Annotated in this window: 8 protein-coding genes; all 8 read left to right on the plus strand. The window is 35.3% G+C overall.

What is annotated here, in order from left to right; genetic code table 11:
• The first annotated feature begins 390 nt into the window (after positions 1–390).
• Positions 391–3,519, plus strand: a complete 3,129-nt coding sequence (locus tag JC605_RS05700; RefSeq protein ID WP_198855267.1) for a TonB-dependent receptor — start codon at positions 391–393, stop codon at positions 3,517–3,519.
• Between the two features lie 11 nt (positions 3,520–3,530).
• Entirely contained in the window at positions 3,531–5,105 is a 1,575-nt protein-coding gene (locus tag JC605_RS05705) for a RagB/SusD family nutrient uptake outer membrane protein (RefSeq protein ID WP_198855268.1), read from the plus strand.
• 22 nt (positions 5,106–5,127) lie between these two features.
• Complete coding sequence (locus JC605_RS05710; protein WP_233074031.1) at positions 5,128–6,495, plus strand: hypothetical protein; 1,368 nt, start codon at positions 5,128–5,130, stop codon at positions 6,493–6,495.
• A 78-nt stretch (positions 6,496–6,573) separates the two neighbouring features.
• On the plus strand, positions 6,574–9,057 hold the full coding sequence (locus JC605_RS05715; protein ID WP_198855269.1) for a glycoside hydrolase family 2 TIM barrel-domain containing protein: 2,484 nt from the start codon (positions 6,574–6,576) through the stop codon (positions 9,055–9,057).
• Positions 9,058–9,181: 124 nt separating this feature from the next.
• Entirely contained in the window at positions 9,182–11,581 is a 2,400-nt protein-coding gene (locus JC605_RS05720) for an alpha-xylosidase (RefSeq protein ID WP_198855270.1), read from the plus strand.
• A 290-nt stretch (positions 11,582–11,871) separates the two neighbouring features.
• Positions 11,872–13,878 (plus strand): glycoside hydrolase family 97 protein, encoded by a 2,007-nt coding sequence (locus tag JC605_RS05725; RefSeq protein ID WP_198855271.1) that lies wholly within the window; start codon positions 11,872–11,874, stop codon positions 13,876–13,878.
• An 83-nt stretch (positions 13,879–13,961) separates the two neighbouring features.
• Positions 13,962–16,118 carry a glycoside hydrolase family 3 C-terminal domain-containing protein gene (locus JC605_RS05730; protein ID WP_198855272.1) on the plus strand — a complete coding sequence of 719 codons (2,157 nt, stop codon included), beginning with the start codon at positions 13,962–13,964 and terminating at the stop codon, positions 16,116–16,118.
• Between the two features lie 23 nt (positions 16,119–16,141).
• Positions 16,142–17,728, plus strand: a complete 1,587-nt coding sequence (locus JC605_RS05735; RefSeq protein WP_198855273.1) for a glycoside hydrolase — start codon at positions 16,142–16,144, stop codon at positions 17,726–17,728.
• The last annotated feature ends 15 nt before the right edge of the window (positions 17,729–17,743 follow it).

Consider the following 17,743-nt stretch of genomic DNA (forward strand, 5'->3'; position numbering starts at 1 on the left):
TAATAAAAATGAATTAGGATTAATCAGAATTGAAAAAAAATAACCTTAATATTTTGTTAATATAGAAAATTTGTTTTACACTTGTAGTCAAATTTACCATAAGATAAATTCAAACTGACCATAAGCAAAAAAAGAACAAACTTACACTTAACTTAAACTTACCACAAATGTTTTTTATAAAAATTGATTTAAATAGCTTTTTGATGCGATTACCATCATCAAATTTTGCCCAAAGAATCGATTTTGAAGTTGTTTATAGTCTGCAAGTATTAAATGTTAGAAATGAGATTCAGGCCCTCATTTTTGGCACGACCTGCTTGGGAAGTTTTTCCGGATTTCTCCTAAGGTAAAAAAACACTAACTATAACTTAAACTTAATCAATTCTTATTATGAAAAGCAAAAATTGTATTAAAACAACAAAGCTTCCATATTTTATGGCGGTGCTGCTTAGCGTATTTATGATGCAGTTTGGATTTGCTCAAGAATCCAAAACTGTAAGTGGGACAATTACCTCTTCCGAAGACGGATTTGGAATTCCCGGAGCAACTGTACAAGTACAGGGAACAAAATCGAGTACTATTAGCGATTTTGATGGAAAATATAAAATTGAGGCTAAAACAGGAGATGTTTTAGCAATCTCTTTTGTGGGTTTCAAAACACAGAATATTACTGTTGGAGCTCAAAAAACGGTTAATGTAGTTTTGAATCCAGAAACGGCAGAACTTAAAGAAATTGTAGTAATCGGATATGGTTCTCAGAAAAAAGCAATGGTAACCAATGCTGTTTCGCAGGTAAGTGGCGAGAGTCTTGTAAAAACCAATACTACAAATGCGCTTCAGGCACTTCAGGGACAAGCTGCGGGACTTCAAATTACTTCTACATCAGGACAGCCAGGTGAAAGCTTAAATGTTGTAATTAGAGGTGTTGGTTCTACTGCAGGAAGTAATCCTTTGTATGTAGTTGATGGCGTTTTGACTGGAGATATTTCATATTTAAATAATGCAGATATCGAATCGATTTCGGTTTTAAAAGATGCGGCTTCGGCTGCTATCTACGGATCTCAAGCGTCTAATGGAGTTGTTTTAGTAACTACTAAAAAAGGAAAACGCGGTGCTCCGGGCCAAATTACTTTTGACCAATATTATGGTGTGCAGTCTGTAGCAAGAAAAGTAGATTTACTAGATGCAAAAGAATATGCGACAATATTAAATGAAGCGGCTGTAAACTCAGGTAAAAATCCATATTTTACAAATGATCAAATTGCAGCTTTAGGATCTGGAACCAATTGGATGGATAAGATGCTGACTGAAAATGCAGCGACTAAAAACTTTGCTTTTGGTGCTTCTGGAGGTTCAGAAACTTCTGTTTATTCTACCTCTTTATCTTATTTAGGCCAAGAAGGTGTTGTTGGAGGAAAAGATTTATCAAATTATCAACGATACAATTTCAGATTCAACTCAGAACATAAATTATACAAAGATGTAGTGACATTGGGTGAAAATATAAGTTTTGCTCATGTGGATAAAAATGGAATTGGAGTTGGAAATCAATATAATAACTCTTTGAGAAGTGCTTTTCAAGCGACTCCATTATTACCAATGTATGATGCAAACGGAAATTATTTTGATACAACAAAAAGTACAGAGCCTTGGTTGACAGGAGTATCAAACCCATATGCGATGATGGTTTATAACAATCAGAATGAAAGTGACAGCCAAAAATTGTTAGGAAATGTTTACTTGCAGATTGAGCCAATTAAGAATTTAACTTTCAAAACTACTTTAGGTCTTGACTATAATGTAAATGAAGGACACTCTTATTCTCCAATTTACAGTTTATCTATTTATGCAAACAATGCTTTTGACAGAGTGAATCAAAACATGAACAAGAGCAGAAGCATTAACTGGGATAACTTATTGACTTATAAATTTAATGCAGGAGAAAATCATCATTTTGAAGCATTAGCAGGTTCTTCTTACATCACTTATAATGTAACTTCTATTGAAGCAGCTAACGCAGATTCAGTTTTTAACGATTTAGAACATGCTTGGTTAGATAACACTACCAATAAAGATGGTGCTAAAATGAGTATGAAAGGAAGTAAGTACGAGAACAAATTAATGTCATACTTCGGAAGATTAAATTATAACTACAGAGAAACTTACTTGTTAAGTGCAACGCTTAGAGCTGATGGTTCTTCAAAATTTGCACCAGGAAATCAATGGGGTTATTTCCCATCTGTTTCTGCAGGTTGGATTGCATCAAACGAAGAATTTTTGAAAGATTCTAAAGTATTCAATTTCCTTAAATTTAGAGGAAGCTGGGGACAAGTTGGTAACCAAAGTATTCGTCCTTTCCAATACTTAGCATTAGTAAAATCAAACACTACTAATTATACTTTTGGTAATGAAGAAGGAGTTCTTACTCCAGGTGCTTATCTTGAAAATTTAGCGAATCCTAGTTTAAAATGGGAAACTTCAGAGCAGATTGACCTTGGTTTTGACGCAAGATTTTTAGACAATGCATTAAGTGTAAACTTCGATGTGTACAAAAAGACAAACAAAGATTGGTTAATTCTAGCTCCAATCTTAGCTACTGCTGGTGCAAATCCGCCGTTTATCAATGGAGGAGATGTAGTAAACAAAGGGGTAGAGTTGAGCTTAAATTACCAAAACAAAATTGGAGATTTTAATTACAGCATTAGTGCAAACGGTGCTTACAATAAAAACACAGTTGGACAAATTCCTACTTCTGATGGAATCATTCACGGTTTGAGCAACGAACTTTATGACAATGCTGGAGAATTCTATAGAGCAGAAAACGGACATCCGTTAGGATATTTCTGGGGATACAAAACAGGCGGGGTTTTCCAAAATCAAGCTCAGATTGATAATTATAAATCAGCAAACGGTGTAGTATTACAGCCAAACGCAGCACCTGGAGATATTATTTATGTAAATACAAACGGAGATGACAAAATTGATGCTTCTGATAAAACAAGTATCGGAAACCCGAATCCAGATTTTACTTACGGATTCTCTTTGTCAGCAAGTTATAAAGCTTTCGACTTCTCGCTTAACGCGAATGGAGTAGCTGGAAACCAAATTGTACAATCATACAGAAATCAAGCTGGAGCTTACGGAAATTACACATCAGCAATTTTAGGACGTTGGCATGGTGAAGGTTCTTCTAATACAATGCCAAGAGTAACAGAAGACAATAGAAACTTTACGCAATTTTCAGATTTATATGTTCAAGATGGTGACTTCTTAAGAATTAATACCGTTACATTAGGATTTGATTTAGCAAAAATGAAACAATCGAAACCTTTTTTCGCAAGTCAGTTTAGACTTTATTTCTCTGTTCTAAACCTATATACCTTTACAAAATATGATGGAATGGATCCTGAAATTGGATTCGGTTCATCAAATACTGACCAAAAGTTTTCATCAGGTGTTGACGTAGGTTACTACCCAAGACCAAGAACATTCATGATGGGATTAAATGTTAAACTTTAATAAATAAAAAAATGAAAAATACATATTTATATATTTTCTGTTTTAGTTTACTTTCTCTAGGTTCTTGCAGTCTAGAAACAGAACCTTTGACACAGCAAACAGATACAAATTTTTACAAAAATAAAGACGATGCTTATACTGCATTGGTAGGATGTTATGACGGAATGCAAGTAGCGACTGGAGCTTCGGGAATGGGAGTTCCTGTAGTGAGTGAAATTATGTCTGATGATTGTTTTGGAGGAACTGGAAATTCAGACGGATACAATTATGCTGCTATTGATGAATTCGATATTACACGTTCTCCATCAGATGTTGATATGTTAAATGGTAACTGGATTGGTTACTACAAAGCACTTTACCGTTGTAATGTTCTTTTACAGAAAATGGATCAAATTGACTGGGAAGGCGATACGACTTTGAGAAAAACTTATGAGTCTGAAACAAGATTTATTAGAGCTTATTTGTATTTTGAAATGGTACGTTTATGGGGTAATATTCCTCTTTTGACAGAGCCTTCAACAGACAACATTCCACAAGCAAATCCAGATGATGTCTATAAAGTAATTGCAGAAGATTTAGTTTTTGCTGCAAACAATTTACCTTCAGTAGCTTACAATGCAACAACTAGCGGACGTGTTACTAAATGGGCGGCAAAATCGCTACTTGGACGTGTTTACTTGTATTACACAGGATACTACGGAAAATCTGATTTGGTTGGTGTAGTTACAAAAGCACAGGCATTACAACACTTAGAAGATGTTATAGCAGGAAGCGGACATGCTTTGGTTGATGATTTTTCTACACTTTGGCCTGCAGCTTCAGTTGATAAATATGCTGGTGAAGACAATAAAGAATTTGTGTTTTCTATAAAATATACTTACACAAGTGATTATAACGGAAATACTGACGGTAACCACTGGCTAGTAATGTTCGGAATGAGAGAGTTTTCTTCTTATCCATACGGACGTGGCTGGGGTGTGACTGTAAATTCTAAATTGTATAATGCTTACGCGGCTAATGATACAAGACGTACAGCAACTGTAATTGGAATCACAGAAGAAAAAATACCATTTGATAAATTAAATAACCAAAGAGAATACACTGGTTACTACAACAAAAAATATTCTCCAATGGTAGATAAAGATGGAAAAGACCTTCCGTTAACTATGGGAAGTCAGTTTTGGGATATCAGCCAGTTTCAAGATTATGTTGTGTTAAGATATGCTGATGTATTATTAATGGCTGCTGAATTAGGAAGCGGTAATGCACAAGCTTATTTTGATGAAGTTAGAAGAAGAGCTTACAAAACAAACTTTACTTCTTTGGCTGTGAATAGTGATAATATTATGAAAGAAAGATATTTAGAGTTTGCTCTAGAAGGAGTTAGATATTGGGATTTATTGCGTCAAGGAGTTGGAAAAGCTTCTACAACAATTGCCGAAACGACTCAACTTCTTAGCGGAGGAAGTCCAGTTACTAAAACTATTTCTGCTGCAAAAATCCTAGCAACACAAGGATTACAGCAAATTCCGAATACACAAATTACATTGTCTAGTGGAGTGTTAAAACAAAATGCTGGTTGGTAATTTTAACTAAAAACATATGAAAATGAAAAATATTAAATCATTCATCACCTCATTATTGATGCTGGCAATGCTAGTATCATCTTGTTCGCCGGATAGTTACTCTTTAGACGGCCCGATTGATAAATCGGATATACATTTTGAAATTACTCAGGATTTAGCAAAAGATCCAGGAGGAAATACCGTAATCTTAAAAAACACAACACCTGGAGTTGTACTAAACTGGGATTACGTAACAGGAAAATCGGATAAAGCAGTACAAACAGTACAATATGCTTTTAAAGGAAATTATACCATTAAAATTTCAGCTATTACAGGTGGTGGTATTGTAGAACTTGATCCAGTAACGGTAACGGTAACAGAGGATAATTTAAATTATGTTAACGATGAACTTTGGACAGCTCTGTCTGGAGGAGTAGGAAAACAAAAAGTATGGATTGCTGATAATGGTAAATACGGTATGGCTCTTGGAGCAATGTCTTATGCAGATCCTAGCACAACAGTAGAATGGAATAATTTTACACCAAACTGGGAGCCAGAAGGTAATGCAAATTCAAGTACAGATGCAGATATGCATTGGGGAAGAACCATGACATTCAGTCTAGAGGGAGGACCGTTTATGAAAGTGAATGAAGCAGACGGAACTCTAAAAGAAAGCGGTACTTATTTCTTAGATATTAATACGCATACTTTAACAACAACTGGAGCAACAATTTTAAGACCAGATAATTATATTGCAAACGCAAGCAACTGGAATAATAATATCAAAATCTTAAAACTTACTGAAAACCAGTTGAGAATTGCCATTATGAGAACCAACAGCGAAGGGCCATGGTGGTATATCTGGAATTTTGTTTCAAAAGAATATGCAGACAATTACGTACCGCCAGTAACTGGACCAACTTATGATGAAGGTTTTAATCCAACTTTTGCTCCAGGCGAATTATTAAAAATGCTGACTGGAGGTACTGGTACAGGAAGAGTTTGGGCTTTAGATGGAAACGGAAATCCAGTTGACTGGTTAGGAAAAGGAAAAGGTTGGACAACAGGAGCTTCAAGTTCATACAACTGGGGATGGAATGACGATTGGGCAGCAGCTGCAGGTAATTCATGGATTCGTTTTGATCAATTTGGAGGAAAACTAAACTACACAAGAAGTCAAAATGGTGTGGTAACAACTGGATTGTTTACGATAAATGAAGCTGAAAACGAAATTAATTTGGGTTCTAATACCTTAATTCAAAATTCAGGAAGCTGGATGAATCCGACAACGAATGTTATTAAAGTCGTAAAAGCTTATAATAATGACTATCTTACAAAAGGTATTTGGTTTGGAACTTCTTATGATGCAGGAAAAGATGAATGGTTTGTATTCCATTATATAATCCCTTAAATGAAATAAATTTTGGTTAACTAATAACTTGGAAGCAGCCTAAAAACTGCTTTCAGGTTATTAAAATTTAAAAACAGTATGTTTAAGCCGACTGCATATAAAAAAATAGGGTCACTCCTTGCAATCTTGTTATTACTCACAGCATGCAAAACATCTATAGACGAAAAATTTAGTAACCGAAAAGTTTCTTTTAATGAAGATTGGAGCTTTCATCTTAATGACAGTCTTATTGATAAAGATACAATTGGAACTTCAACAAAATGGAGAACTTTAGACGTTCCTCACGATTGGAGTATCGAAGGAAAGTTTGATGAAAAAAGTCCTGCCGGATATGGTGGAGGATCGCTTAATGGAGGTTTAGGCTGGTACAAAAAAACATTTAAAGTTGCTGCAGAAGACAGCACAAAAACAACTTCAATCACTTTTGATGGCGTTTATAGAAACAGCGAAGTTTGGGTAAACGGGCATTATTTAGGAAAACGTCCAAATGGATATATTGGTTTTCAATATGAAATTACTCCATACTTAAATTACGGAGACAAAAACAACGAAATAATTGTTAAGGTTGACAATTCAAAACAACCAAATTCACGCTGGTATTCTGGTTCGGGAATTTTTAGAAATGTCTGGATCGAAACAACAGATAAACTGCACGTTGGACAATGGGGAACTTATATTACAACTCCAAAAGTTACAGCTGAAAAAGCTTCAGTAAATATTGAAACAACGATTAAAAATCAGTATAAAGAAGATAAAAAGGCAAAAGTAACGACAACTATTTTTAAAGAAGATACCAAAGTAACATCGGTTACTCAAGATATAACAATCAGTGCAAATGGAAATCAAATTGTAAAGCAGTCAGCCGAAGTTGAAAACCCTGCATTATGGTCAGATGAAAAACCAGAATTGTACACAGCAGTTACCGAAATTTTGCTTGACGATAAAATCATCGATCAATACAAAACCACTTTTGGAATTAGAGATTTTAAATTCGATTTGAACAAAGGTTTTATTTTGAATGGAAAACAAGTCAAAATAAAAGGAGTTTGTATGCACCACGATTTAGGTCCGTTAGGTTCTGCAATCAATACGCGTGCTATTGAACGTCAGTTAGAAATCCTGAAAGAAATGGGTGTAAACGGAATCAGAACTTCACATAATCCGCCTGCTCCAGAACTTTTACAGCTTTGCGACAAAATGGGTTTCATTGTCATGGATGAAGCTTTTGATATGTGGAAACAAAACAAAACGAAATACGATTATGCAAATGATTGGGACAAATGGCACAAACAAGACTTAATCGATCAGTTGTTACGCGACCGAAATCATGCTAGTATTTTTATGTGGAGTATTGGTAATGAAATTCCAGAACAATGGAATGAAACAGGTATTGAAATTGCAAAAGAATTGGCGGCAATTACACGCCAATACGATAAAACAAGACCAATCACTGCAGGAATGAATCCGCCAGTAAATATGAATATTGATGATGTGACTTTGCAATTTGAGAAAAAAAATGTTTCGATTAATCCGCTTGCTGGATCTGGAGTTTTAGATTTGATAGGATACAATTATGCACATCAGACATTCGAACATCATTTAAAGAATTTTCCAAATACGCCTTTCATCGCAACTGAAACCACTTCAGGTTTGCAGACAAGAGGATATTATGATGCTGTTTCAGATACTATAAAAAAATGGCCGGTTAGTTGGGATAAAAAATTTGAAGGTGGAAATCCTGGAAATACGGTTTCAGCTTACGATCAAGTTCAAACTCCGTGGGGTTCTACACATGAAGCGACTTGGAAAGTAATTAAAAAACACGATTTCTTGGCAGGAATGTACGTTTGGACAGGTTTCGATTATATCGGAGAACCAACACCATACGAATGGCCATCGGTAAGTTCGTATTTCGGAATTGTAGATTTAGCCGGTTTCCCGAAAGACGTTTATTATATGTACCAAAGTGAATGGACAGACAAAACCGTTTTGCACATTTTCCCACATTGGAATTGGAAAGCAGGACAAACTGTTGATGTTTGGGCATACTACAATAAAGCCGATGAGGTTGAACTTTTCGTAAACGGAAAATCAGTTGGAAAAAGAAGCAAAAAAGGAGACGATCTGCACGTAATGTGGAGAATTCCTTTTGAAGCAGGAACTTTAAAAGCCATTTCTCGTAAAGATGGAAAGGTAGTTTTAGAAAAAGAAATTAAAACGGCTGGAAATCCTTCTCAATTAAAATTGACTGCGGATAGAAAAACTATAAAAGCAGACAAAAACGATTTGTCATTTATCACGGTTGATATCTTAGATGATAAAGGAACTTTAGTTCCAAATGCGAATAACGAAATTAATTTCTCTTTAATAGGAAACGGAAAAATAGTAGGTGTTTGCAGCGGAGATCCTGTAAGTCATGAATCGTATAAAGGAAATAAACATACGGCTTTGGCTGGAAAATGTTTGGTGATTGTACAATCTGGAGATAAATCGGGAAGATTGGAATTAACAGCAAAAGCAAACGGATTAAAACAGTCCACTATTGTAATTACAACAGAATAATTAGTCAAGTTCCTGCAAGGTTTTTAAAACCTTGTAGGTATCTATAATATTTTAAATAAAAAAAGTAAAGACCTACAAGGTTTTAAAAACCTTGCAGGAAAACTAACATCTAGATTATTAACCAATGAAAAACTCAAAACTAACTGCATTGTTTTCTGCTCTTATGTTTGGATTTTTAGCAGTTCCAAATGCTAACGCTCAAATCCAAAATGCAGATGTATTAAATGCTCCAATAGATATCAGTAAAGATTTTCAGAACTATCTGAATACTTTTTATTTTGCAGACGAACTAGCTTCTTTTGATCCTGCAACAGGAAAAGGAACCATCAAATATTTAAGATACAATTACAAAACACGTCAGGCTTTCAACAACATGATGATGAAACCAGACGTAGAAAAAGCAAACGAATTTCCAACAACGGAATACGCAGAATCTCCTGTTTTGCCGTTCGAAATTCAGTTTGTTTCAGATAGAACGGTTCGTATCAAAACGACTTCTGGACCGCAATTTCATCCTCAAAAAGAATCTCTAATGTTGGTTGACGGCGTTGCGCCAAATCACCCAGAATTATGGAAATATGCTAAAATTGAAGGCGGTCACAGTTATACAAGCAAACACGGAAGAGTTGAAATCTTGACAAAACCGTGGCACGTAAAAATCTATGATGAAAAAGGAAAATTGCTGACAAGCACACTTCACGATACTGATTTTAAAAACACGTATACTCCAACACTTCCGTTTTCTTACGTTCGCAGAAACAGTGATTATTCAAGAAGTATGGGCGCTGCTTTCAGTTTAGAACCAGACGAAAAAATATTTGGTTGTGGTGAATCATTTACACAATTCAACAAACGCGGTTCAAAAGTAGTTTTATGGACGGATGACGCAAACGGAATCCAAAATGAAACGATGTACAAACCGATTCCGTTTTACATGAGCAGCCGTGGTTACGGAGTTTTCATGCACCATTCTACACCAATTACAGTTGACTTCGGAAAATACTTTTCAAGTGCCAACGAAATGTACATTGGAGACGACGAAGCCGATTTGTTTTTCTTTATCGGAGAACCAAAAGACATTTTAGATCAGTACACGAATTTGACTGGAAAAGCAGCGATGCCACCACTTTGGTCATTCGGTTTCTGGATGAGCCGTATTACCTATTTCTCAGAAAAAGAAGGACGTGACGTTGCGAGAGATTTACGTAAATATAAAATCCCAACAGACGTAATTCACTTTGATACAGGTTGGTTTGATGTAGATTGGAGAAACAACTACGAGTTTGCAAAATCTCGTTTCCCAGATGCCACAAAAATGATGTCTGATTTAAAGAAAGACGGTTTCCAAGTTTGTCTTTGGCAGTTGCCTTATTTCACGCCAAAGAATACTTTATTTCCAGAAATTATGGATAAAAACTTGGCGGTAAGAGACAGAAAAGGAAATCTTCCGTACGAAGATGCTGTTTTAGACTTCTCAAATCCAGAAACAATTTCTTGGTACCAAGGAAAATTGAAAAAGTTATTCGATGAAGGTGTAGCGGTTTTCAAAGTAGATTTTGGAGAAGCGGCACCGCCAGATGGAATTTACCATTCTGGAAGAACTGGTTTCTATGAGCATAATTTATATCCATTACGTTACAACAAAGCGGTTGCAGAAATTACTCAGAAAGAAAAAGGATATACTTTAATCTGGGCAAGAAGTACATGGGCAGGGTCACAGCGTTATCCTTTACATTGGGGAGGAGATTCTGAAACTACAAATGGAGCAATGTCGGCAGAATTACGCGGCGGACTTTCTTTAGGTCTTAGCGGATTTAGTTTCTGGAGTCATGATGTTGGAGGTTTTGCAACTAAATCACCAGAGAATATTTACAGAAGATGGACACCATTTGGAATGTTCACGTCACACGTAAGAAGCCACGGAGAACCACCTCGCGAACCTTGGTTGTATAGCAAAGAATTCTTAGAAGGATTTAGAAAAGCAGATAATATGCGTTACGAATTAATGCCATATATCTACGCTCAAGCAAAAGAAAGTTCTCAAAAAGGTTTACCAATGATGCGTGCTCTTTTTGTAGAATATCCAAACGATCCGGGAGCTTGGTTAGTTGATAACGAATATTTATTCGGATCAAGTATGTTGGTTGCACCGCTTTTTGAAGAAGTTGAAGAAAGAGACGTTTATCTTCCAGAAGGAACGTGGATTGATTATCAAACTAAAAAAGTGTACCAATCTGGCTGGCATAAAATCAAAGCTGGTGAAGTGCCAATCGTAGTTTTAGTAAAAGATGGAACAGCAATTCCACACATCGGTTTAGCGCAGTCTACAAAAGATATGGATTGGAGCAAATTAACGTTGAAAGTTTACGCAAGCGACAAAACGACTTCGGCAACAGCCAAAGTATTTTTACCTGAAGGTGATGCAGTACAAGAAATAAAAGTGAACAAAACTGGAAACAATTTTGAAGTAGCTTCAAATCCATTAAACGGAAAAACCACTTTTAAAACCGAGTGGATTAAATAAAAAAAGTTAGCCACGAATTACACTAATTAACACAAATTTGATTCGTGGAAATTAGTGTAATTCGTGGCAAAAAAAATAGCCACAGATTACACAGATTAAAAGGATTATTACTCTCGCAGATTTAGCAGATCATGCAGATTTTTTTTAATATTTAAAATCAGCTCACTCGAGCGATAGCGAACAGGCGAAGCAATCTGCCAAATCTGCGAGAGAAAAATAAAAAAAATCCTTCTAATCTTTTTATCCCGATAGCTATCGGGAGTGGCAAAAAAAATATAATACCAAAAAACATGAAAAACTATCTAGTTCTCCCAGCCGTACTGTTTTCAATAGCAGTTGGCTACAGTCAAAAAACTAAAAACGCTTACGAATTGGCATCGCCAAACGGAAAGAATACAATCAAATTTGAGTTAGTAAAAAACGCTCCAAAATATGCAGTTTCTCACGGAAAGACTGAAGTAATTTCTCCGTCGGATATGGGATTTGTATTGAAAGGAAATGAAGACTTAAGCGCAAACTTTGAAATTAAAGGAGCAAAAACTTCTACGTTTGACGAAACTTGGGAACAAGTTTGGGGAGAAAAGAAAAACATTAGAAATCATTACAATCAATTGGTTGTTGATTTACAACAAAAAACTGGAAACAAAAGAAAATTACAAATTCAATTTCGTGCTTTCGACGATGGAGTTGCTTTTAGATATGTTTATCCAAAACAAAATGTAAAAGACAGTATTTTCATCATGGATGAAAAAACGACTTTCAACTTAAAAGAAGACGGAAAAGCGTGGTGGATTCCAGCGAATAGAGAAAACCGCGACGAATATCTTTTCAAAGATGCGCCTGTAAGCACTTTAGATACAGTTTTAACTCCACTAACAATCGAAAGTAAAAGCGGATTAGCGTTAAGTTTCCATGAGGCAAACCTGATTGATTTTGCAAGTATGACTTTGGTAAATACTAAAGGAACAGAGTTAAAATCAGATTTAGTGCCGTGGGCTGATGGAGTAAAAGTTCGTGTAAAAGATTCGTTCACTTCTTCTTGGAGAACGCTTCAAATTGGAGAAAATCCGGGAGAATTGATTACTTCTTATTTGGTTTTAAACCTAAACGAACCAAATAAATTAAAGAACACCAACAACTATTTCAAACCATACAAATATTTAGGAATTTGGTGGGGAATGCACATCGGGAAATATACTTTTTGGGAGAGTGATAAACAAGGAGCAACTACAAAACACGCCGAAGAATATATCGACTTTACAGCAAAAGAAGGTTTTCATCATTTATTAATAGAAGGATGGAACAAAGGTTGGACGCCAGGTTGGTATGAAAATCGTATGCACATGTTTAGCTTCACAAAAAGTGCAGACAATTTCGATCTTGAAAAAGTGGTTGAATACGGAAAGAAAAAGAATATCGAATTAATTGGTTACCATGAAACAGGTTCAAACTTAATTAACTATTTAAAAGAAGTTGATGAAGGTTTTGCTTTGTACAAAAAACTTGGAATACACACCGTAAAAATCGGTCACGTTGGTTCTAAATTGAATATGAAACAAATGCACTTTGGACAGTTTGGAGTAAATTATTTCAGATACATTTTAGAAAAAGCAGCTCAATATGATTTAGCCGTTTTATACCACGAATCGATAAAAGATACAGGAGAGCGTAGAACTTATCCAAACATGGTTTCAAGAGAAGCAGCGCGCGGACAAGAATATAATGCTTGGAGCGAAGGAAATCCGCCAAACCATTTAAGCATTATTCCGTTTACAAGATTGCTTTCTGGACCAATGGATTTCACACCTGGAATTTTTGATGTTGAGGTAAAACAAGGTTATCCAGGAAAAAGAATTCAAGGAACAGTTGGGCAACAATTGGCGTTGTATGTGACGATTTATTCTCCGATTCAAATGTTGGCGGATCTTCCAGAAAATTACGAAGGAAAACCAGCTTTACAATTCTTAAAAGATGTTCCAACAGATTGGGAGGACACTAAAATTCTAGAAGGAAAAATTGGCGAATATATCACAACAGCAAGAAAAGACAGAAATAGCGCCGATTGGTATTTGGGAACTTTAACAAATGAAAATCCAAGAAATGTAAATGTTTCATTGTCATTCTTAGATCCAAATGCAACTTACGAAGCACAAATTTATGTTGATGCTGAAGGAACAGATCAAAAACACAATCCAGAAGCAGTGGCAATTTCTAAGAAAACAGTAAAATCTACAGATTCTCTAAAATTGAATTTAGGTGGAGCTGGTGGTGGAGCAGTGAGATTTAAAAAATTGTAATTATTAATTTCTAAAACCCGACAGATTTTCAAAATCTGTCGGGTTTATAAACACAATAAAAAAATTAGTCCTTGTTCTAAAAAATGAAAAACAGTATTCTTTATATCTTTTTTCTTTTATCTGCTAATTTGATGTTATCGCAGCAAAAGCAATATCCTTTTCAGAATCCAAATTTAGATACTGAAAAGCGTATTGATAATTTGCTGTCTTTGATGACGCTGGATGAAAAAGTTCAGGCTTTAAGCACAAATCCGTCAGTAAAAAGATTAGGGCTTATTGGTACAGGTCATGTAGAAGGATTGCATGGTTTAGCTTTAGGCGGACCAGGCGAATGGGGAGGAAAAAATAAAAAGCCATTAACAACAACCACTTTCCCTCAAGCGTATGGCTTAGGAGAAACTTGGGATGTTGAGTTACTTCAAAAAGTGGCAAATGTAGAAGGTTATGAAACGCGTTTTGCTTTACAAAAATACAATCGGGGCGGATTAGTAGTTCGTGCTCCAAATGCAGATATTGCAAGAGATCCGCGCTGGGGACGTACTGAAGAAAGTTACGGAGAGGATGCCTTTTTTAACGGAAGTATGACAGTTGCTTTTGTAAAGGGTTTACAAGGAAATAACTCCAAATACTGGCAAACGGTTTCGTTGATGAAGCACTTTTTGGCAAACAGCAATGAAGACGGAAGAACCTATACATCATCTGATTTTGATGAAAGACTTTGGAGAGAATATTACGCACTTCCTTTTCAAATGGGGGTTGTTGAAGGAGGCTCGCGTGCTTATATGGCGGCGTATAACAAAGTAAATGGAATTCCGGCAATGGTACATCCGATGCTTAAAAATATTACGCAGAAAGAATGGGGACAAAATGGTATTATTTGTACCGATGGTGGTGCTTTTAAACTGCTTCTTTCAGATCATAAATATTATGCAGACAAATATTTAGGAGCTGCCGCAGCTGTAAACGCGGGTATTAACCAATTTTTGGATGAATTTATAGATGGCATTTATGGTGCTCTTTCTAATGGATATTTGAAAGAAAAAGATCTTGATGAAGTTTTGCGCGGGAATTATCGAGTAATGATAAAACTTGGAATGCTTGATGCTTCAGAAGAAAATCCATATTCGAAAATAGGAAAAGATAAAGACACAATTGATCCTTGGAAAACAGAAGCGCACAAAAAAATCGCTTTAGAGGCAACTCAAAAATCTATTGTTTTATTGAAAAATGAAAACGGATTTCTGCCTTTACAAAAAGAAAAAATAAAAACACTTGCTATAATTGGATCTCGAGCAGATGAAGTGCTTTTGGATTGGTACAGCGGAACGCCTCCTTATGTTGTTACACCTTTGGAAGGAATAAAAAAGAAGTTGGGAAATAATGTTGAAGTTTTAGTCGCAAAAAATAATATCGACGGAAAAGCAGCAGCAATCGCAAAAAAAGCAGATTTTGTAATTATGGTTGTTGGAAATCATCCGGTTTGTAATGCTGGATGGGCAAATTGTCCTGTTCCAAGTGAAGGAAAAGAAGCGGTTGACCGCCAATCTCTAACTTTAGAACAAGAAGATTTGATTAAGTTAGTTTATCAGGCAAATCCGAAAACGGCGGTCGTATTAATGAGCAGTTTTCCTTATGCAATCAATTGGACTCAGGAAAATGTTCCAGCAATTGTGCATATGGCGCAGAATAGTCAGGAAACAGGAACAGCATTGGCAGATGTATTATTTGGAGATTATAATCCTGCAGGACGTTTAACGCAAACTTGGGTAAAAGATATTACCGATCTTCCAGATTTATTAGATTATAACATTCGAAATGGAAGAACATATATGTATTTCAAAAAGAAACCATTATATGCTTTTGGTTACGGATTAAGTTATACGACTTTCAAATACAATTCGATTGAAACAAGTTCTGAAACTATTTTGAAAAATGAAGAATTAAAAGTAACAGTTTCTATTACAAATACTGGAAATAAAGATGGCGATGAAGTGGTTCAGCTTTACTTAAAACAATTAGAATCGAAAGTAGAACGACCAGAAAAAGAATTGAAAGCATTTAAGAGAGTTTTCTTTAAAGCTGGAGAAACCAAAAATGTTGATTTGATTGTAAAAGCAAAAGATTTAGAATATTGGAATACTGGAAAACAAGTGTTCGAACTAGAAAAAAATACAATTGAGATTCAGATAGGAAATTCTTCAGATAATATACTTCTGAAAAAGAAAATTTCAGCTAAATAATTGTAAAAGAATAAAACTTAAACATGAAAAAAAGTCTAATTATACTATTTGTTTTTGTTGGTTTGGCAAGCTTTAAATCATTTGCACAAACAACAAACGCTGATTCTCAAAATAGAATTATAAAAGTAGATTTCAAAAAAGAAGCTGGAAAATTAAACACCATGTTCAAAGAGTGCATTGGCGCTGGAAGAGCAAATGAAGGTCTTCGTGCAGATTGGCAGGAGCAATTGGCATTGGTAAAAAAAGAATGCGGTTTTAAATACATCCGCTTTCATGGTTTATTGACCGATGACATGGCCGTTTATCGTGAAGACGAAAAAGGAAATCCAGAATACAATTACCAATATGTAGACGTTTTGTTTGATTATATTATTAGTCTAAAAGTGAAACCATTTGTGGAATTGGGTTTTATGCCAAATGCTTTAGCAAGCGGAAAAGAAACCATTTTTTGGTGGAAAGGAAATGTTACGCCTCCAAAAGATTATAAAAAATGGGAAAATTTAATTAAAAACTTAACTCAGCATTTCACAGAAAGATACGGAGCAGAAGAAGTAAAAACATGGTATTTTGAAGTTTGGAATGAACCAAATTTATCTCCAGGATTTTGGACAGGAACGCAAGCAGATTATTTTAAATTATATGAATATAGCGCTAGAGCAATAAAAAGTGTAAACGCAGCCTATAGAGTTGGCGGCCCAGCAACGGCGGGAGCAGCGTGGGTTCCTGAAACAATTGATTTTTGCGCAAAGAATAATGTGCCAATGGATTTTGTTTCGACACATACTTACGGTGTTAAACACGGATATCTGGATGAATTTGGAACGTCAGGAACTATTTTAAGTCAGGATGAATTTAGCGTAAGCGGTGATATTTTAAATTCAAGAAAACAAATTGCAACTTCGGCTAAACCAAATTTAGAATTGCATTATACCGAATGGAGTACCTCTTATACTCCTGCAGATCCAATTCACGACAGCTATCATTCGGCAGCGTATATTTTACAGAAAATAAAACAAGTTGGAAACGCAGCAAACTCAATGTCGTATTGGGTTTTTACGGATATTTTTGAAGAAGCAGGGCCAAGATTTACGCCTTTCCACGGCGGTTTCGGATTATTGAATACGCAGGGAATTAAAAAACCGGCTTATTTCTCTTATTATTTAATGAATAAATTAGGAGAAACAGAACTTCAAAATTCTGATAAAGCTTCTTGGACTTCTAAAAATGCAAAAGGAGACGTTCAGGTTTTATTGTGGGATTTTACGAATACGCATCCAGGAGATAAAGAGCTAAATCAAACCTATTACATTAAAGATCTTCCATCAAAAGAAAAAGGAAAAGTCAAAATTGAAGTGGACGGAATGCAAAAAGGAAAATATGTATTGGAAATTTACAAAGTTGGATACAAAGTAAATGACGCTTACGCAGATTATCTAGCAATGAATAAACCAAGTCAGTTAACACGTCAGCAAGTCAATTCAATAAAAGAGAAAAATAACGGAGTGCCAATTACAACAGAAAAAATTACAATTGACGCAAAAGGAACTTTCAGCAAAGAATTCAAAATCAATGAAAATGATGTTGTAATGCTGAATTTGATTAAACAATAATTTCAGATAAAACCA

Origin of the sequence: Flavobacterium sp. IB48 (assembly GCF_016405855.1) — a bacterium.
Taxonomy (GTDB): domain Bacteria; phylum Bacteroidota; class Bacteroidia; order Flavobacteriales; family Flavobacteriaceae; genus Flavobacterium; species Flavobacterium ginsengisoli.

What these genes read in the sequence shown, in the direction of transcription:
- JC605_RS05700 (WP_198855267.1), top strand. Translation starts at nt 391, where the DNA reads ATGAAAAGCAAAAATTGTATTAAAACAACAAAGCTTCCATATTTTATG.
- JC605_RS05705 (WP_198855268.1), top strand. Translation starts at nt 3,531, where the DNA reads ATGAAAAATACATATTTATATATTTTCTGTTTTAGTTTACTTTCTCTA.
- JC605_RS05710 (WP_233074031.1), top strand. Translation starts at nt 5,128, where the DNA reads ATGAAAAATATTAAATCATTCATCACCTCATTATTGATGCTGGCAATG.
- JC605_RS05715 (WP_198855269.1), top strand. Translation starts at nt 6,574, where the DNA reads ATGTTTAAGCCGACTGCATATAAAAAAATAGGGTCACTCCTTGCAATC.
- JC605_RS05720 (WP_198855270.1), top strand. Translation starts at nt 9,182, where the DNA reads ATGAAAAACTCAAAACTAACTGCATTGTTTTCTGCTCTTATGTTTGGA.
- JC605_RS05725 (WP_198855271.1), top strand. Translation starts at nt 11,872, where the DNA reads ATGAAAAACTATCTAGTTCTCCCAGCCGTACTGTTTTCAATAGCAGTT.
- JC605_RS05730 (WP_198855272.1), top strand. Translation starts at nt 13,962, where the DNA reads ATGAAAAACAGTATTCTTTATATCTTTTTTCTTTTATCTGCTAATTTG.
- JC605_RS05735 (WP_198855273.1), top strand. Translation starts at nt 16,142, where the DNA reads ATGAAAAAAAGTCTAATTATACTATTTGTTTTTGTTGGTTTGGCAAGC.